Here is an 18,236-nt window from a genome sequence, read left to right as displayed (position 1 = left end):
AGTGGTGACGCACGCCCCCGCGCGTGCAGGAGAGAACCCTATCGATCACTTGTCCGGTGGAGCGAGGCGCGTTCTTGGATCGATACCGGGGGAACGGCGGGGGAGTACAGCAGCGGCGGCCCGGAAAAAAATCCGGGCCGCCGCTGCGGTCAGTACGGGCCGCCGCTCACAGCCGCTCGGGGGTACGGATCCCCAGCAGCGCCATCCCCTGGTGCAGGGTGCGGGCGGTCAGGTCGCACAGGAAGAGGCGGTTCTCGACGACCTCCACCGGGTTGTCCTCGCTGACGACCTGGCACTGGTCGTAGAACGTCGTGAACAGCGACGCGAGGCCGTAGAGATACGCGGCGAGCTTGTGCGGCTCGTACGACTGGGCCGCCTCGGCCAGGGTCTCTGCGAACTGGTCGAGGTGCAGTCCCAACGCCCGCTCGGCCGGGGCCAGTTCGAGCTCCGGGTGGGCCGCGGGGCGAACCTCGCCGGCCCGCCGGATGATCGAGCGGATACGGGCGTACGCGTACTGGAGGTACACGGACGTATCGCCGTTCAGCGAGACCATCTGGTCCAGGTCGAACTTGTAGTCGCGGCTGGCCGACGTCGAGAGGTCGGCGTACTTCACCGCGCCGATGCCGATCTGGACGCCGTTCTCGACGATCTCCTCCTCGGTGAGGGCGATCTTCTCGTTGTTCTTCTCGCGTACGACCGTCGTCGCCCGCTCGATCGCCTCGTCCAGCAGGTCCACCAGCCGCACAGTCTCGCCCGCACGGGTCTTGAACGGCTTGCCGTCCTTGCCCAGGACCGTGCCGAAGGCGAGCTGGACGGCGTGCGTCTTGTCGTTCAGCCAGCCGGCCCGGCGGGCGGTCTCGAAGACCATCTTGAAGTGCAGGGACTGGCGGACGTCCACGACGTAGAGCAGGGTCTCGGCGCCGAGGTTCTGGACGCGGTCGCGGATAGCGGAGAGGTCGGTGGCGGCGTAGCCGTAGCCGCCGTCGGACTTCTGGACGATCAGCGGGACGGGGTTGCCGTCCGGGCCCTTGACGTCCTCGAAGAACACGCACAGCGCGCCCTCGGAGCGCACCGCGACGCCGGACTCCTCCAGGAGCCGGCAGGTCTCCGCGAGCATGTCGTTGTAGCCGGACTCGCCGACGACGTCGGGGTCGCGGATGTCCATGTCGAGCTTGTTGAAGACCGAGTAGAAGTAGATCTTCGACTCGTCCACGAACCGCTGCCACAGCGCGAGGGTCTCCTCGTCGCCGGCCTGGAGCTCGACGACCCGGCGCCGGGCCCGCTCCTTGAACTCCTCGTCGGAGTCGAAGAGGGCACGCGAGGCCTTGTAGAGGCGGTTGAGGTTGGACGCCGCCTCCTCGCCGGAGATCTCGGCGCTCTCGCCGCCCTTGTGATCCAGCTCGTGCGGGTGCTCGGTCAGATACTGGATGAGCATGCCGAACTGGGTGCCCCAGTCGCCGATGTGGTGCCGCCGGATCACCTTCTCGCCGGTGAACTCCAGGATCTCCACCATCGCCGCGCCGATCACCGCGGACCGCAGATGACCGACGTGCATCTCCTTGGCGACATTCGGCTGCGCGTAGTCGATGACGGTCGTGCCCGCGCCTTCGGAGTACGGCACGCCCAGCCGGGCGTCGGCGGCGCGCTCGGCGAGGGTCTTGATGATCGCCTCGTCCGCGACGGTGATGTTGAGGAAGCCGGGGCCGGAGACCTCGATCTCCTTCAGGACGTCGTTCTCGCCGATCGCGTCCACGACCTTGGTGGCCAGCTCCCGGGGATTGCCCTTGAGCTTCTTCGCCAGCGCCAGCATGCCGTTGGCCTGGAAGTCGGCCCGGTCGCTACGTCGCAGCAGCGGGTCCGCGGAGCCGGCCTCCGGCAGGGCTGCCGAGAGGGCGTCCGCGACGCGCTGGTGGACCGTTGCTGCGAGGGAAGTGACCGAGGCCATGGAGATGAGCTCTCTTCTGGAGGGAGGGGTCGTTGGAGTGGAAAGGGTTTGCCAGTGAGTATCCCACGCCGGTACCACTGAATTTCTGACCGGGCGATGTCTGGGAGAATGGCACCGTCAGGCTTGTGTACGTCGGACGGCGGCGTCGGACGGACACCAGGGCGCAACGAGCAAGCACCAGGAAGAGGAAGGGCCGATCGTGGCTCAGCAGAGCACCGAGACCGACTGGGTCTCCAGGTTCGCGGACGAGGTCATTGCCGAGGCGGAGCGCCGCGCCCCGGGCAAAGTGACATCAGGTGCTGCCGCACCGGTCATCGTCTGCGCCTCGGGCCTGAGCCCGTCCGGCCCGATCCACCTGGGCAACCTCCGCGAGGTCATGACCCCGCACCTGGTCGCGGACGAGGTCCGCCGCCGCGGGTACGAGGTCCGCCACCTCATCTCCTGGGACGACTACGACCGCTACCGCAAGGTCCCCAACGGCGTCCCGGGCGTCGACGACTCCTGGGCCGAGCACATCGGCAAGCCGCTGACCTCGGTGCCGGCCCCGGCCGGTTCCTCGTACCCGAACTGGGCCGAGCACTTCAAGGCCGCCATGGCCGAGGCGCTCGCCGAGCTGGGCGTCGAGTACGACGGCATCAGCCAGACCGCGCAGTACACCGCCGGTGCCTACCGCGAGCAGATCCTGCACGCCATGAAGCACCGCGGCGACATCGACGCGATCCTCGGGCAGTACCGCACGAAGAAGGCTCCGGCGAAGAAGTCGCAGAAGCCCGTCGACGAGGCCGAGCTGGAGGCCGCCGAGGGCTCCGGCGCGGCGGCCGAGGACGACGGCAGCGGCGGCTCGGCCGGCTACTTCCCGTACAAGCCGTACTGCGGCCGGTGCGAGAAGGACCTGACCACCGTCACCTCGTACGACGACGAGACCACGGAGTTGGCCTACACCTGCACGGAGTGCGGCTTCGGCGAGACCGTCCGGCTGAGCGAGTTCAACCGCGGCAAGCTGGTCTGGAAGGTCGACTGGCCGATGCGCTGGGCCTACGAGGGCGTGGTCTTCGAGCCGTCGGGTGTCGACCACTCCTCGCCCGGCTCCTCGTTCGTCGTCGGCGGGCAGATCGTCCGCGAGGTCTTCGACGGGGTCCAGCCCATCGGCCCCATGTACGCCTTCGTCGGCATCAGCGGCATGGCCAAGATGTCCTCCTCCAAGGGCGGCGTGCCCACCCCGGCCGATGCACTGAAGATCATGGAGGCGCCGCTGCTGCGCTGGCTCTACGCCCGCCGCAGGCCCAACCAGTCGTTCAAGATTGCCTTCGACCAGGAGATCCAGCGGCTCTACGACGAGTGGGACAAGCTGGCCGCCAAGGTCGCCGACGGCTCGGCGCAGCCCGCCGACGCCGCCGCCTACAAGCGCGCCGTCGGCATTGCCGCCGGTGAACTGCCCAGCACGCCGCGCCCGCTCCCGTACCGCACGCTGGCGTCCGTCGTGGACATCACCGCGGGCCACGACGAGCAGACGCTGCGCATCCTGAGCGACCTGGACCCCGGCAACCCGGTCCGCGCCCTGGACGAGGTCCGGCCGCGGCTGGCCAAGGCCGAGTGCTGGATCACCACCCAGGTCCCGGCCGACCAGCGCACGATCGTCCGCGACGAGCCCGACGAGGAGCGCCTCGCCACGCTCGACGACCAGGGCCGCGCCTCGCTGCGGCTGCTGCTCGACGGACTGGACGAGCACTGGTCGCTGGACGGTCTGACCACGCTGGTCTACGGCGTGCCGAAGATCCAGGCGGGCCTGGAGCCGGACGCCAAGCCGACGCCGGAGCTCAAGGTCGCCCAGCGCGCGTTCTTCGCGCTGCTCTACCACCTGCTCGTCGGCCGGGACACCGGGCCGCGGCTGCCCACCCTGCTGCTGGCGGTCGGCGCGGACCGGGTGCGCAAGCTGCTCGGCGGCTGAGGGACTGCCGCCAGGTCGTACGAGCCGGTCCGGGCGTGCGACTTGGGGATGAGGACGGGTTCGGCCCCGGGGACGAAGAGCCCCGGGGCCGAACCCGTCACGCTGGAGCCATGAGGGGATTCATCGGATTCATCGCCATGATCCAGGGGGCGGTGGGCTTCGCCGGCCAGGTGTTCTTCGGCAAGAACTGGGGGATCCTGTCCCACTGGTTCGATCCGCCGGCTCTCGCCCATGCCGGGGTGTTCGCCGTCGGTGCGGCGCTCGCCGTATGGGGCGATCTGGACAAGAAGCGCAAGCAGAAGCGGGAGCAGGGGCAGGTGGCGGGCGGGGCGGCGTAGGGGCGCCGTCCTCGTTGCGGGGCTGTCGTCCCCGTTACGGGATGTACTCGGTATCCATCTCCGACCGGAACCGCAGCTGGAAGTCGCGCACGAAGGAGCGCAGATATCCCTCGGTCAGCGGGCCGCCGTTGCGCCCCTCGACCCCGTGGGATTCCAGCAGATAGCGCCCGAACTGCCGGGAGTCGGGGAACGTGTTCTTCTCGGTGACGTAGGCGCGGAAGGCGAGGAAGTACGCCTCGTCGCGGGGGACGTCGTCGGGGAGGGTGGTGATCGGGGGGAGGGAGTCGGGGGCCGGCTCCGGCTCCGGTTCGGGGGCGCCGGCAGGTCCCAGGGGGCGGCTGCGTCCGGGGCCCACGGGGACGGTCAACTGGGGCGCGGCGAGCGGGTGTTCGGCGTCGTCGGCCGGACGGGAGGCCATCTGGGGGACCGTATGGGGGGTCTCGGCGGCGGCCCCGGCGGTGAACCCTGCGGTCGCCTGGCCGACGGTCTCGTGCCGGGGGCCGAGCGGCGCCTGTCCTGCCCGTGTTCCGTTTACCTGCGTTCCCTCTGCCTGCGTTTCCCCTGTCCGCGCCGCGTCCGACTGCGTCGGGTGTTCCGGGGCCGGGTCTGCGGGCGGCATGTTTCCGGCGGCTATGTGCTCCGGCGCGCCGCCGTACGGCTCCGCCCCGGCGGCCGGCGCCGGGCCTGTCCCGGCCGGCATCAGCACCGGCGGCGCTATCCCCGCGGCCGTCAGCCCGGCCGGGGCGGTCTGGGCCAGCGGCACCCCGTACCGCGCCAGCCGCAGCGGCATCAGCGCCTCGACCGGCGCCCGGCGCCGCCACGCCCGCCCGTAGCGGCTCCGCAGCCGCGCCTGATAGACGAGGCGGTCCTGCTCGAGCCGGATGACCTGGTCGTAGCTGCGCAGCTCCCACAGCTTCATCCGGCGCCACAGCCGGAAGGTGGAGGGGAAGGCGAGCAGCCAGCGGGTGAGCCGGACGCCCTCCATGTGCTTGTCGGCCGTGATGTCGGCGATCCGGCCGACGGCGTGCCGGGCGGCCTCGACGGCCACCACGAACAGCACCGGGATGACCGCATGCATGCCCACACCGAGCGCGTCCGGCCAGGCGGCCGCGCCGTTGAACGCGATCGTCGCGGCCGTCAGCAGCCACGCCGTCTGGCGCAGCAGCGGGAACGGGATGCGGATCCAGGTCAGCAGCAGATCCAGCGCCAGCAGGACGACGATCCCGGCGTCGATGCCGATCGGGAAGACGGCCGAGAACGCCCCGAAGCCCTTCTTCTCGGCCAGCTCGCGCACCGCCGCGTACGAGCCGGTGAACCCGATGGCCGCGATCAGTGCAGCCCCGGCGATGACCACGCCGATCAGGATGCGGTGCGTACGCGTCAACTGCGCCGTCTTCGTCGCGGACACCCGCGGTTCCTCCCCGGCCTCGGCGAAATGGCGCGCCTAGCGTGGCACACCCGGTCAAGCCGGGGCCGGAGAGGGCCCGGGGCTACGGTGCGGCGGCGGTGTTGCGGCCGGTGTTGCGGTGCTGTGTCAGCCGTTCGCCTTGATTGCGGCGTTCACGGCTTCCTTGGTGGCGGCCTGGGCCTTCTTGAGCAGGTCGGCGGCCTTGGGGGTGTCGGCGCCGGCCATGCCCGCGCCGTTGTAGTTGACCGTCACGACGATGTTGGCGGTGCGGGCGATGACCGTCGTGTTCTTGAAGGCGTTGCCTTCCCGCTTCACGTCGTAGGTGATCGCGGTCGCCTCGTCGCCGGTTCCGGAGGTCTTGACGACCGACAGCTTCTTGGCGCCCGAGGTGGCCTTCGCCTCGGAGACCTGCTTGGCGTAGAAGTCCGTGGCGCGCTTCTCGCCGGAGCCGATCTTCGGGTTGGGGTCGGAGTCGTAGCGCTGGAAGCCGATGTCCAGCCAGCGGAACTGGGTGCCGTCGATGCCCTTGTCGTCCGAGCTGTCCCACGAGCAGGTGCCGTGCTCGCTGTCGGTGGAGTCGCCCTGCCTGCCGGCCTTGTTCTTCGTCTTGGGCACCATCGTGGCGAGGGTGTCCTTGGAGAACCCCTCGCACGGCCGCGGCAGCTTCGAGAACTTCGCGGCCGCCACGGTCGGCGACGGGCTGCTCGACTTGCTGGGGGCGTCCGAGGAGTCGTCGGAGCTCTTGGTGTCCGAGCCGGAGCAGCCGGCGACGAGCATCACCGGGACTGCTGCGCAGGCGAGAAGGCTGGCGAGTCGCTTGGCTGAACGGTGCATGGTTCCTTCGCTGTTCGTCGTCGTGGCGGCGGCCCCGCCCCGCGTCCGAGGGTCGTGCGGCGGTTCGTACGCGGGTTCGTACGGGGCAGGGCTAGACGGCACGGTACGCGGCGGAGCGGGATCGGTGGCCGATTCGTGTCGTTTGGACGAGGGGACGAGTAGGGCGAAGCGTCATAGTTCGAGCCAATCGCTTGGATCGCCCAATTGGGACTATTCGCTCAAGCTGTCGGCCAGCTCTCCGGCCAGCGAACGGGCCTTGTCCTGCAGTTCCTGGCTGACGGGCAGGTTGGCCTTGTCCGTGGACCACTGGTCGTAGGTGATCGTCACGATGACGTTCGACGTGCGAAAGACCACAGTGATGTCTCGGTGCACACCGGAGTCCGCGGTGGCCAGTTTGTCGTTCAGGAACGCCGCGTCGCCGAGGCCGCTCAGGACGCGCGGCGCGGTGGAGCTGCCGGGGTCCGCGGTCGCCTCGGTGGACGGCGACGCCGGGCTGCCGGACGGCTTCCCCTTGCCGCCCTTGGCCTTGTCGTCCTTGCCTTCCTTGGCGCTCTTCGCCTCCGGCGTGCTCTTGGGGGACGAGGGCGGTGCGGTGGGCGACGCGGAGCCGTCGGCCGGTATTTCGGCGGCCTGCGCCTTGTCGGAGTAGATCTCCTGGGCCCGGTCGTCGTCGCTGACGGCGGGGTCGTACGAGACCACCCGCACGATGTCGAGCGCCAGGTGGCGGGTGCCCTCGGTCGTCTCGCGCTTCCAGTGGCAGCCGACGCGGCGGTCGGTGTCATAGGTGACATCGGCCTGGCCCGCGTAGACCTTGTCCGCCTCCTCGCGGGAAAGCTGCTGGTCATCGCCGGGCAGCAGGCCGCGTACGGTGCTGCGCGCGGGGAGCCGGCAGGCCTCCGGGAGCGTCTGGTAGCGGCCCGGCTCGACGGCCTGGCTCGATGTGGAGGCGTCGCCGCCCTTGGCGTCGGCGTCCCCACCGTCGGTGCCGGAGCCGGCGGTGCAGCCGGTGAGGCCGACGGCGAGCGCCGCGGCGGCCACCAGTGCGGCACCGGGGGCGAACGACTTCCGTAGCGACTTTCGCTGCATGGTTCGGTGCACGGTTCGTTGCATCGTTCGCGGCTCCTTTCCTGTGGAGTCCCCCACGAAATGTGGTTGCCGCCGGGTGGCGGCCGATGGAAACAATGTCTACCGCACGTCTTGCCGCGAACGTCGGCCAACCGTCCAAGATCCGATGAGTTGTCCGCCTTTTGCGTTTTATATGCTTTCGGGGGAATGAGGAAGTTATGTCGTACACCGAGGTGCCCGGCGCCCAGGTGCCGATCCGGATGTGGACGGACCCGGCCGCGGTCGAGGGCGTCGCGATGCAGCAGCTGCGCAATGTCGCGACCCTGCCGTGGATCAAGGGCCTGGCCGTGATGCCGGACGTGCATTACGGCAAGGGGGCCACCGTCGGCTCGGTGATCGCGATGCGGGGCGCGGTCTGCCCGGCGGCGGTCGGTGTCGACATCGGGTGCGGGATGAGCGCGGTGAAGACCTCCCTGACCGCCAACGACCTGCCCGGCGACCTCTCCCGCCTCCGCTCCAAGATCGAGCAGGCGATCCCGGTCGGGCGCGGGATGCACGACACTCCGGTCGACCCGGGGCGGCTGCACGGCTTCCCGACGGCGGGGTGGGGGGACTTCTGGACGCGGTTCGACGGGGTCGCCGAAGCGGTCAAATTCCGTTATGAACGCGCGACGAAGCAGATGGGTTCGCTCGGAAGCGGAAACCATTTTCATGAGATCTGCCTCGACGAGGATCAGTCGGTGTGGATCATGCTGCACTCGGGGTCGCGCAACATCGGCAAGGAGCTTGCCGAGTACCACATGGGCGTCGCCCAGAAGCTGCCGCAGAACCAAGGGCTGGTCGACCGCGACCTCGCCGTCTTCATCGCCGACACCCCGCAGATGGCCGCGTACCGGAACGATCTGTTCTGGGCGCAGGAGTACGCGAAGCACAACCGCGAGATCATGATGGCCCTGACACAGGACGTGATCCGCAGGGAGTTCAAGAAGGCGAGGGTCACCTTCGACGAGGTCATCTCCTGCCAGCAGGAAGATGCCGAAGGCCAGATGGGGACCGTCGAGTACCGCCCTGGTGTCATCAGCTGCCATCACAACTATGTCAGTGAAGAGCGGTACGAGGGGATGGATCTGCTGGTTACCCGCAAGGGAGCCATCAGTGCGGGCTCGGGGGAGTGGGGAATCATCCCGGGTTCGATGGGCACGGAGTCGTACATCGTCCGCGGCCTGGGCAACGCGGCGTCCTTCAACTCGGCCTCGCATGGCGCCGGCCGCAGGATGAGCCGGAACGCTGCCAAGCGGAAGTTCTCGACGCGGGACCTGGAGGACCAGACGAGGGGTGTGGAGTGCCGCAAGGACTCCGGCGTGGTGGATGAGATCCCCGGCGCCTACAAGCCGATCGGCCAGGTGATGGAGCAGCAGCGGGACCTGGTGCAGGTGGTGGCGAAGCTCAAGCAGGTCGTCTGCGTCAAGGGCTGAGGCCCAGCACTACACGTGATCGGCAAAGCCTCGAACTGGATGCGGTCTGGCGAGCATCGGGGTCAAGCCACCGTTATGTCGCGTAGCAGTGCTCGCGGACCATGCATCAACCCTGTGGCAAACCAATACGATAGCGTGCTGAAATCTGCGATAGACCTCCATGATTGCAGGCGGCACGCTGTCCCTATGGCGTTACGAGGAAGTACGTCCTCCCGTAAGTGCACCCAGTGTGGCTGGCCGGTCGGCGAACCCGCTTGCGTGGTTTCACGACATCCGACCACCCAGGGCGTCGTCGTTTACGCACGGTGTGCTTGCGGTCGGCTGAGAGTGTGGCTCGACACGGACAGTGGGGTGAGTCCGCGTCTGCTCATTGCGAATGGTGGGGGAACAGCTCCTGAAGATGAGCGGAGATGAGGTTGGTCTGCGTCGATGAGCATCATCGGCGTAGTTCTTTGGCCGCCGGGGAGTTGGTCGCATATCCAGCCAGACTGCGGTAGATGAGACTCTGCGCAGTCGGTGCGAGGCGGCCGTCAAGGCATCGGTGAACGTGTCCGCACGCTGGTGTCGACGGCCGTCACGTGGAGCTATTCGGCAGGACGAGATGCCGACGGTGTGCCAGGTGCGGCCATCCTCCGTAGGTTGCGACTAGTGGTGTCGCTGCTGCGCGTGATGCGCTTTGACGGATATCGGAGTTCGGAGGATGAATACCCGGACGGACGAGCACTACCAGGAAAGTGGCCTGGCTGAGGGCCGCGGTGGCGGCGATGCGCAGGGAGCGGCCGTAGAGGTCGGGTCGTCGGCGCGGATTGCTGCGGCCCGAGTTCAGGTGGACCGCGCGCTCCTCGGTGCCCTCGTCGTCCTCGCCGAACCGCAGCTCCATTGAGGTGCCCAGGGCGAGTTGGAGGTAGTCGTTCGGAGTTCGCAGTCCACTCAGGGGTTGCGAACGTCGTCAGAGCCCAAGGCATGAGCCAGCAGCGCCAGCGAGCGCTAGAAGCGTATTTAGCAGCTTCCATCGATTTCCAGCAGTGGCGGCCTGCGGTTAGGTGGAGCTGACGACAGATTCGTCACCAGCACGTCTTGCGGCGGACAGCCTCACGTCTCGGCGACGGTCGACAGCTGCTGCGCGGGACCCATCGGGTGGCTCCATGATGACCTGCAGATTTACCAAATTGAGGGGACGAACCTTCACGACGCGTACGGCACGTGCGGCCGGAGAAAGGGAGCGCCGCATGCTTTCGCCGGACGCTTCCGATTCCGGAAGTTGCGCAAAGCGGAACCATCTTCCCACTTTCCTGCTGCCGGCGAACGCTGCAGAGTGATCACGGGACGGCCGTGCCTCGCACGCGGCTGTACCGGAATAGCCGCTGTCGCATCAGGCCTAAGAAGGGTCCGATTCCATTGATTACCTGGCCGCGCACGTATTACACGAGTCAGCAACACTTCGAGCGGGAGCGGGCGCAGATACTCGAGCGTTCTTGGATGTGCGTGACCCGCTCATCCGAATTACCCAAACCTGGCTCCTTCCGTCGGGTGCAAGTCGGTGGCGAAAGTGTGCTCCTCGTCCGCAATCGTGATGGCGAGCTGCGCGCTCATATCAATCTTTGCCGGCACCGCGGTGTGGTTTTGTGCACCGAAGATAGTGGGCAGTTCAACACATCGATTCGCTGCCCTTATCATGGATGGACCTTCGACCTGAACGGCCAGCTCACAGCAGCACCGTTCATGAAAGAACTCCCGCCTCAGACCAAGGAACGCCACTTGTATTCCGTCTCGGTGAGTGAGTGGCTGGGCTATATATGGGTAAACCTTGACCCCAGCGCTGTACCGCTTGCCGACCAGCTTGCGCCGATGCTGCATAAACGTTTTGGCGATGTCGACGTCCCTGGCCGCTATGGGTGCGATGAGCTCGAAGTGGCGAAGAGGGAAACGTACGAGGTCAACGCGAACTGGAAAATTCTCTTCGAGAATTTCTGCGAATGCTATCACTGCCCGACGATGCATCCTGAGGTTTGCGACATACTGCCCGAGTGGCGATCCGGCTACGGAACGGTAAGTGGCCCCACTGGCCCCAAAATCGAGGGTTCGAAAATCAACGAAAAGGCGGAGGGTTTCTCCCTCTCAGGGCGGGCGACTTCGGCGCCTTTGCCTGGTGTGCCCGAACACGACCACCGCACTTTCCATGGCCTCTTGTTGTGGCCCAATGTGCACCTCATGTTCATTCCAGACCATGTCATGTGCATGCGCTTCGAGCCTCTCGGGCCGGCAAAGACTCGTGTCATCGTGGACTGGCTTTTCCATCCGACTGCTGTCTCCGAGTCCGGCTTCGACCCGTCAGATGCGGTGGCTCTGGTGGATGTCACTGCGCGCCAGGACTTCGAGGCGTGTGAGCGAGTGCAAGCTGGCGCCGAGTCCTCCTATTTCGAGGAATTCCACACCCCGCACGAGAGCATGATCACCGACTTCCGCCGGTGGCTTGGTGAGCAGCTCAGTGACGGCGCGGAGACATCGGCTGGCGCGACTTCTCCCCAAGCGGATGTGATCGCGGTCTGAGGTATCAGTCGCTGTGCTCGGCGGTCCACCTGGAGGCCGTCGAGCGCAGCGCAGCGAGTCCGCGGCCGATCGGCCCCTGCTTGCTACTGCCCCGGCGTACGCAGGCCACGATCTGGCGGGTCGGCCGTGTCTCACCTCGCAGAGGCACGCGGGACACTTCAAGTCCTTCGGAGATCGGCGCCAGCCTTGGGATGAGGCAGATGCCCAACCCGCTCGCAACAAGTGTGGAGACGGCGAACCAGTCCACGGCGTTGTGGGTCACTCGGGGCACAAACCCGGCGGCGGCGCATGCGGTCAGCAGGAGTTGGTGCTGATCGCGAGGGTCTCCTGCTCGCAGCCACTCAGCTTCCGCGAGTTCGGTCAGCTCAGCGAATTCTCTTTGAGCGACGGGGTGCCCTCGCGGCACGAGAAGGTCTTGCGGTTCTTCGAGCAGGACGTGCTGTTCGAAGCGCTCATCGTCGGGCGGCGGGGTTCCCGTCGCGGGGATGGTGACGGCAATGTCGATCTCCCGGGTCAGCAGGAGCTGGAACCGGTCCTCCTCCGGGTCCTCACCGACGTGGAGCGTCATGTGTGGGTATTGCTCGGCGAGTTCGGTGCCCGCCGGAGCGACGATGGCGGCAAGAGCGCTGGCGACGGCCGAGATGCGTAGATGGCCGGCAAATCCTTCGCGATGTGCGGCCAGGTCGGCCGTCGCGCGTTCCCACTGGGCGAAGAGGCGGTCGCTGTGGCCGAGCAGCGTGTACGCGGCGGGGGTCAGTTTCACCCTGCGGCCAACCGGCTCCAGGAGCGTCACATTCAACTCGCCTGACAGCTGGCGGAGTTGCTGCGAAACGGTGGAAGGAGTCAGGTGAAGAGCCTCAGCTGTACCAGTGATTGTGCCGGTCTCTCGCAGCACGCGGAGTGCCTGCAGACGACTATCAATCATACGTTTCCCCCGAACGGTACTGTGCGTTTATCTTCGATAGACTCGAACAGTCATAGCATGGAGGCTGAGCACATGACGATTTATCAGGTGCCTAGTCGCCTCTTTGCTCACCCTGACCAGTTCCGTCGTGAGGACATCGGCTGGGAGCCGGCCAGACGTACGGTGCAAGCGCTGGACCAGACCTCCGCAGTCGCATGATCGATTCAATTCTGTCCGGCCTCTGGGCAGGGTACGGTCTCGCCGTGCCCGTCGGTGCGGTCGCCGTCCTGATGATCAATATGACCGCCAGGACCTCGTTCAGGAACGGTGCTGCTGCGGCGATTGGTGCGGCCACTGCGGACGCCCTGTATGCAGTAGCCGCAGTAATCGGTGGTGGGGCCATCGCGTCCACTCTCGCCCCTGTCGCCGATCCGCTGAGGTGGGCCGCCTCGGTGATCCTCATCGCCATGGCGGTTCGTATCGCAATGCAGGCCATGCGGCATAGGCCAGGTGCAACCGAGGAAGAGTCAGGCAACGAGTCAGAACTCCGCCCCTTCCGCGCCTATCTTACTTTTCTCGGGCTCACAGCACTCAACCCATGGCCGGCCATCTATTTCGTTGCCCTCGTCCTGGGCCGGCAGGCGCAAGGTAATCAGACACCCTGGCAGGCATCTGCCTATGTGATTTCTATCGTGATGGCTTCTGCCAGCTGGCAGCTCCTGCTCGCAGGTGGGGGAGCCGTGCTGGGACGCTTTCTGACAAGCCAGCGCGGCCGTTTCATCACCGCCATACTGTCAAGCCTGCTTATCGCTGGCCTTGCGATAAGCGTTGCTGTTACTGGCTGAAGACACGGGGGTTCTGCCTTCGCTTCCACTACTTTACTTTCCTGCCCAGGATGTATCCGAGTTGAAATCGATTCTCTGCACCGAACTCTTTCTTCATTTGAGATATGTGAGATTGAAGTGCCCGCTGGCTGATCGCCAAACGCCGAGAAATCTCTTTGTCTGACCTTCCATCGATGAGAAGATTTTTTATAGTCTCGCGAATCGACGGAACAACCTCGGAAGCGGCTTGCGCGGCAAACGAGGGGGTGAAGGGGAAGTTCTTTGCGCGGGTCCAGGCCCGTTCAAAAACGCCGGTTAAAAATCCGACGATGGCCGTATCGTCAATCCGTACTGCGGCAGTCCGCTGAACGTTTGCGGGAATGAAGGCCGTTTTTCGATCGACGATGATGATCCGCTCAAAGAATTCGGGAAGTGTACGTACCTGTGCACCATGGTCAATAGCTGTGCGGACATAATCCTTGGTCGTCGCGTCGAACCTGCTGCTGTGGTGGTAGATGGTTCGCATGGATATGCCTCTATTGAGATGTGCGCGCATCGTATCCATGGATTCCTCTAAGATTTCCTTTGGGCGAGGACCATCTGGCTGGGCAGTGAGAACTTCTTCCCTGACCGAGCCGACGGAAAATTGGATGGACCGATTTATGTCGCTCACGCCCACCAGGTAGGCCAGGCGACCATCACGAATTGCGTCTTCAGCGCTGGATCCTTCCAAGGGGAGCGCTGCGGCAATCTCCTGCAGGCGTCCCGCGCCTTCGTTCAGGCGAGCCGAAAGTTCGGACAATTCTCGTGCGGTGCAGTTGAAAGGAGTGTTCGGTTTTGTCTCATTAGCGCAGTCGGGCATGCGCACCTCTCCCCCTGGAAGGCATTTCGGCCAAGTGACGCTACCTGGTGATCAACTTCCATGCAAGAAGTTTTCATCTTTCATGCATCCGCCGTTAACGCGATTGAGCCGTGAGCCGCATTTATTGAATTTGTCTCATTAGTGTAGCTGTGTCGCATTTTCTATTTTCGTCGGTTACTTGGAATGGGGAATATGCCTACCGTCTGCCGTCCGAGCCTCAGCCTCCCTGACCATGTAGTGGATCTGGACGATGTGGTCCTCCACATGCAACATCAGCACTCTGAGCACCCTCGCCTTGGCACCGCGCTCCGCCTGATGCGCAGCACCTCGGTGGCAAGGCGCCATCTCATCGATCCACTGGAGATCGTGACAACGCCCCGCACCTTCGGTCAGCGAATGCGCCGGTATGCCGAAGAGGGAACTCGCCTTGGGGTTTCGGCTGCCAAGCAGGCTCTCGATGAGGCGGACACCGTGTGTGCTGAGATAGACAACCTCATCGTGGTCTCATGTACGGGGTATCTGCTGCCTGGGCTCGATGCATATATCGCAAATCAAATGGGCCTGGAATCCCGTGTGCGGCGTCTATCGTTCACGCAAGTCGGGTGCGCCGGCGGCGCCTACTCACTGGCAAGGGCGCAAGAATTACACAAGGCCCACACGGGTGCGGTTACGCTGATCGTTGCGGTCGAGCTCTCCTCCCTCTCCTACCAGGCAGGGGATTCCAGCATTGCGTCGTTCGTCTCGACTGCACTCTTCGGAGATGCTGCTGCGGCCGTGGTTATCCGCGATGATCGACCGGGTTTCCAGTTGAACGATGCTTACGAAGATCTGACGCACGACTCACTCGGTCACATCTCTTATGTGGTTGATGAGCTTGGCTTCCACTTCGACACAAACCCCCGCATCTCAAGGATTGTGGCAAATGCCATGCCGCAACTCAAGGAATGGCTTGGGAAAATTGGTGGACCGGTGGATCCAGAATTTCTCATAAGTCATACTGGCGGGCCTCGTATCATGCATGAAGTCAGTAAGGGCCTCCAGATTCCAACAGATATGTTCCGGTTGAGTGAGAAATCTCTTCAGGGGCGCGGCAATACAGCTAGCGTCGTGGTTTTCGACGTTCTTCGGCAGACCTTCGAGGATCCTCCGGAAGTAGGGGACTCCGGGCTCATTATCGCTTTTGGTCCAGGTGTAACAACTGTCGCTGTCACCGGCTCTTGGGTAGGCTGATCTGTTTCGCGAGATGACCTTGGCGGCCCGCAGATGAGGTGCCGGTGTTAACTGGGGCCAGCTACGTGGAGCCTTTCTGGTGCCGTAATTAAGCATCACCTAATGGCATGCGTCCCTCGATGGCCGCGTGCCAAATCAGATCCCCGACGGGCCCCGGCTGACCCTGCCTGACGAGCTGCTCGGTACAGCCGCCTGACCAGCGCTGCCGGTCTCTTCTCCCACGCTCCCCTGCAGATTTTGCACCAGAACTCCATCTCGTGGACCGAGCCGCGCTTTGATCGCGAGCATGGCCCTCGTCTGAGAAAGCGGGGACGCCAGGCGGGAGGGCGCGGCCATCGCTAGCAATTGTTCTGCCACCACAACTACGTGGCGGAGGAGCGGTACGACGGCATGGACCTGCTGGTGACCCGTAAGGGCGCGATCAGGGCGGGCAGCGGCGAGTACGGCATCATCCCCGGCTCGATGGGCACCGGCTCGTACATCGTCAAGGGCCTGGGGAACGCCGCGAGCTTCAACTCCGCCTCGCACGGCGCAGGCCGGAAGATGAGCCGTAATACGGCGAAGAAGCGGTTCTCGACGCGGGACCTGGAGGAGCAGACGCGGGGAGTGGAGTGCCGTAAGGACTCCGGTGTGATCGACGAGATCCCGGGCGCGTACAAGCCGATCGAGAAGGTCATGGAGCAGCAGCGGGATCTGGTGGAGGTCGTCGCCCATCTCAAGCAGGTCGTCTGCGTGAAGGGCTGAGGCCGGCACTACACGTGATCGACAAGGCCTCGGACCGGATGTGCTACGGGGCTCGATGCTGCAACGGGGGTAGCTCGTTGCCTCTTCGCGCGCCAAGTCGCCACGGCTACCTAGCCATCAAGGAAGGTGACGGTCTCGGAGAGCGGGGCGCGGTCGATGCGGGCGTAATGCGTGGCGGTGTCCTCGAACCCGATTGACATGCCACAGAACAGAATGAGTCCGTCAGGCGGTGACACGACCTCGGCGACGGTCTCGCGGTACACCGACCATGCCATTTGTGGGCAGCTGTGCAGTCCTTCGGCGCGAAGCAGCAGCATGATGGTCTGCAGGTACATGCCGATGTCCGCCCACTGGGCAGGCCCCATATCGCGGTGGACATAGCAGAACAGGGCGGCGGGAGCGCCGAAGCAGTCCCAGTTCGCGGCGACTGCCTTCCCACGTGCCTGTTTGTCCTCGCGTGGGATCCCGAGTGCGGCATAGCGCTGTTCGGCGGCGGCGGACCGACGCTCGCGGTAGGGGGATTTCGGATCGGGCGGATACATCTCATATTCTCGCTCATCCCCGGCGTCTCCCGCGGCCACGCGCTGGGCGGCGCGCTTCTTCAGTTCGGCCAGTGCCGGGCCCGTCAGTACGTAGGTGTTCCACGGCTGAAGGTTCGCTCCCGACGGCGTCCGGCCCGCAGCGGAAAGCACGCGTTCGAGTACATCTCTCGGAACTGGCTCATCAGTGAACGCGCGCACCGCCCGTCGGCTCGCAACCGCGGCATAGACGTCCATGGACCACTACCTCCTGAGCTCGGCTGCCGAATAGCCCGCCGCCCGGCGTGTTGGGCTTCTACCGTGTTGACGGTCGGCCGAGAGGAAAGGTGACCGATGAACGAGAAGGACGGCCTCGCGGACCGTTTCGAGACGCATCGTGACCACCTGCGTACCGTCGCCTACGGGATGCTGGGCTCGTTGAGCGAGGCGGAGGACGCTGTCCAGGAAGCTTGGTTGCGGCTGGTTCGCGTAGACGCCAATGGCGTGGACAACCTGGGCGGGTGGCTGAGGGTAGTCGTGTCTCGTGTGTGCCTGGACCTGCTGCGGTCCCGTGCGTCGCGACGAGAAGAACTTGTCGGCCATCAGGTGCCGGACGAGAGCCCGGCCCCTGCGCCCGGCAGCGACCCGGAAGAGGAAGCGTTGCTGGCCGACTCGGTCGGCCGGGCGCTGCTCGTCGTACTGGACAGGCTGGGCCCCGCCGAGCGGATCGCATTTGTGCTGCATGACATGTTCGTCGTGCCGTTCGACGAGATCGCGCCCATTGTGGGGCGCTCTTCGGTGGCTACGAAGAAGCTCGCCAGTCGGGCGCGCCAGAAGGTGCGAGGGACTCCCGCAGTTGCCGATGCGGAGCTTGCCCGGCAGCGACGCGTGATCGAGGCGTTCCTGGCCGCTTCACGAGCCGGCGACGTCGATGCGGTGCTCGCGGTGTTGGCCCCCGATGCCGTGCGGCTGGCCGATCGGGCTGCCCTTCCCGCGGGGCGGGCGACTGAGATCCGCGGTGCGCGGGCCGTGGCGGAGGAGATCGCCGCCTTCGGACGGAACTCGCAGTTCGCGGAGCCGATGCTGGTCAATGGCGTCGTGGGGATTGTGGTTGCACCACGTGGTCGGCTGGTTCTCGCCATCACCGTCACGATTGAGGGCGAGAAGATCGCCGGGTATGAGCTCATCGCCGACCCCACTCGACTTCATCAACTCGGTCTGGCTCTCCTCGGCAAGCAGAGACGAGACCCCCTTGAACGAGGCACCGAGGAGCTGCGCCAAGACTCTTGACGGGGGAGTCCACCTGGAGGCCATGTCGTGCCAGCGGATCGGCGCCTATGCAGGTGGTCGCGAAGCTCAAGCAGGTGATCTGCGTCAAGGGCTGAGCCGGCGCTACACGTGATCGACAAGCCCCGGACCCGAATGAGGTCCGGGGCTTTTGTGGAAGGAAGAGGCGAAGTCCTGTATTCCGGCCAGCGCTGACCGGTCCTCGCAGGGCTCTTGGATGCCGTTTCTTATGGCGGAGTAATGCGTTGATCAGTATGCGACGGATGTGGTCGAGCGATAGGTACCGCAGTGCAGCAAGCCACGA

Annotated in this window: 15 protein-coding genes and 1 pseudogene; 9 read left to right on the top strand and 7 right to left on the bottom strand. The window is 65.4% G+C overall.

Annotated elements, in window-relative coordinates; translation table 11 throughout:
• Window positions 1-166: 166 nt before the first annotated feature.
• Window positions 167-1,945 (bottom strand): arginine--tRNA ligase, encoded by a 1,779-nt coding sequence (gene argS, locus ACIRPT_RS12255; RefSeq protein ID WP_403825784.1) that lies wholly within the window; start codon window positions 1,943-1,945, stop codon window positions 167-169.
• Between the two features lie 199 nt (window positions 1,946-2,144).
• On the opposite strand from argS, the gene lysS reads away from it, so the two are divergent.
• A complete protein-coding gene (gene lysS / locus ACIRPT_RS12250) occupies window positions 2,145-3,893 on the top strand; it encodes a lysine--tRNA ligase (protein WP_403825781.1) in 1,749 nt (582 codons plus the stop codon).
• Window positions 3,894-4,003: 110 nt separating this feature from the next.
• The gene (locus tag ACIRPT_RS12245) at window positions 4,004-4,231 is read left to right on the top strand and encodes a hypothetical protein (RefSeq protein ID WP_403825778.1); all 228 of its coding nucleotides are present in this window, start codon (window positions 4,004-4,006) and stop codon (window positions 4,229-4,231) included.
• 34 nt (window positions 4,232-4,265) lie between these two features.
• On the opposite strand, the gene ACIRPT_RS12240 is transcribed toward ACIRPT_RS12245, so the two are convergent.
• From ACIRPT_RS12240 to ACIRPT_RS12230, 3 genes are all read right to left on the bottom strand, one after another.
• Window positions 4,266-5,639 (bottom strand): DUF2637 domain-containing protein, encoded by a 1,374-nt coding sequence (locus ACIRPT_RS12240; RefSeq protein ID WP_403825775.1) that lies wholly within the window; start codon window positions 5,637-5,639, stop codon window positions 4,266-4,268.
• Window positions 5,640-5,765: 126 nt separating this feature from the next.
• A complete protein-coding gene (locus ACIRPT_RS12235; protein WP_403825772.1) occupies window positions 5,766-6,473 on the bottom strand; it encodes a DUF3558 family protein in 708 nt (235 codons plus the stop codon).
• Between the two features lie 210 nt (window positions 6,474-6,683).
• Window positions 6,684-7,583, bottom strand: a complete 900-nt coding sequence (locus tag ACIRPT_RS12230; protein ID WP_403825769.1) for a hypothetical protein — start codon at window positions 7,581-7,583, stop codon at window positions 6,684-6,686.
• A 173-nt stretch (window positions 7,584-7,756) separates the two neighbouring features.
• On the opposite strand from ACIRPT_RS12230, the gene ACIRPT_RS12225 reads away from it, so the two are divergent.
• From ACIRPT_RS12225 to ACIRPT_RS12215, 3 genes are all read left to right on the top strand, one after another.
• The gene (locus ACIRPT_RS12225) at window positions 7,757-9,013 is read left to right on the top strand and encodes an RtcB family protein (RefSeq protein ID WP_403825766.1); all 1,257 of its coding nucleotides are present in this window, start codon (window positions 7,757-7,759) and stop codon (window positions 9,011-9,013) included.
• A gap of 700 nt (window positions 9,014-9,713) precedes the next feature.
• Window positions 9,714-9,896, top strand: a complete 183-nt coding sequence (locus tag ACIRPT_RS12220; RefSeq protein WP_403825763.1) for a hypothetical protein — start codon at window positions 9,714-9,716, stop codon at window positions 9,894-9,896.
• A 596-nt stretch (window positions 9,897-10,492) separates the two neighbouring features.
• Window positions 10,493-11,563, top strand: coding sequence for an aromatic ring-hydroxylating dioxygenase subunit alpha (locus ACIRPT_RS12215; protein WP_403825761.1), 1,071 nt, complete (start codon window positions 10,493-10,495; stop codon window positions 11,561-11,563).
• Between the two features lie 4 nt (window positions 11,564-11,567).
• Here the strand turns inward: ACIRPT_RS12215 and ACIRPT_RS12210 are convergent, their stop codons facing one another.
• Entirely contained in the window at window positions 11,568-12,488 is a 921-nt protein-coding gene (locus ACIRPT_RS12210; protein WP_403825758.1) for a LysR family transcriptional regulator, read from the bottom strand.
• A gap of 242 nt (window positions 12,489-12,730) precedes the next feature.
• On the opposite strand from ACIRPT_RS12210, the gene ACIRPT_RS12205 reads away from it, so the two are divergent.
• The gene (locus tag ACIRPT_RS12205; RefSeq protein ID WP_403825755.1) at window positions 12,731-13,312 is read left to right on the top strand and encodes a LysE family transporter; all 582 of its coding nucleotides are present in this window, start codon (window positions 12,731-12,733) and stop codon (window positions 13,310-13,312) included.
• Window positions 13,313-13,340: 28 nt separating this feature from the next.
• Here the strand turns inward: ACIRPT_RS12205 and ACIRPT_RS12200 are convergent, their stop codons facing one another.
• Window positions 13,341-14,153, bottom strand: a complete 813-nt coding sequence (locus tag ACIRPT_RS12200) for a LuxR C-terminal-related transcriptional regulator (RefSeq protein ID WP_403825752.1) — start codon at window positions 14,151-14,153, stop codon at window positions 13,341-13,343.
• Window positions 14,154-14,336: 183 nt separating this feature from the next.
• On the opposite strand from ACIRPT_RS12200, the gene ACIRPT_RS12195 reads away from it, so the two are divergent.
• Window positions 14,337-15,383, top strand: a complete 1,047-nt coding sequence (locus ACIRPT_RS12195) for a type III polyketide synthase (protein WP_403825749.1) — start codon at window positions 14,337-14,339, stop codon at window positions 15,381-15,383.
• A 351-nt stretch (window positions 15,384-15,734) separates the two neighbouring features.
• Window positions 15,735-16,127, top strand: a pseudogene (locus tag ACIRPT_RS12190) (RtcB family protein); the annotation flags it as partial.
• A 110-nt stretch (window positions 16,128-16,237) separates the two neighbouring features.
• Here ACIRPT_RS12190 and ACIRPT_RS12185 read toward each other — a convergent pair.
• Window positions 16,238-16,903, bottom strand: a complete 666-nt coding sequence (locus ACIRPT_RS12185) for a nitroreductase (RefSeq protein ID WP_403825746.1) — start codon at window positions 16,901-16,903, stop codon at window positions 16,238-16,240.
• Window positions 16,904-16,999: 96 nt separating this feature from the next.
• Between ACIRPT_RS12185 and ACIRPT_RS12180 the strand changes: the two genes are divergently transcribed.
• Entirely contained in the window at window positions 17,000-17,935 is a 936-nt protein-coding gene (locus ACIRPT_RS12180) for a sigma-70 family RNA polymerase sigma factor (RefSeq protein WP_403825743.1), read from the top strand.
• Window positions 17,936-18,236: the final 301 nt, after the last annotated feature.

It is taken from the genome of Streptomyces sp. NPDC101227, assembly GCF_044767545.1.
Classification (GTDB): Bacteria; Actinomycetota; Actinomycetes; order Streptomycetales; family Streptomycetaceae; genus Streptomyces.
The sequence above is the reverse complement of the archived record's forward strand: the minus strand, read 5'-3'. Positions and strand labels throughout refer to the sequence as shown.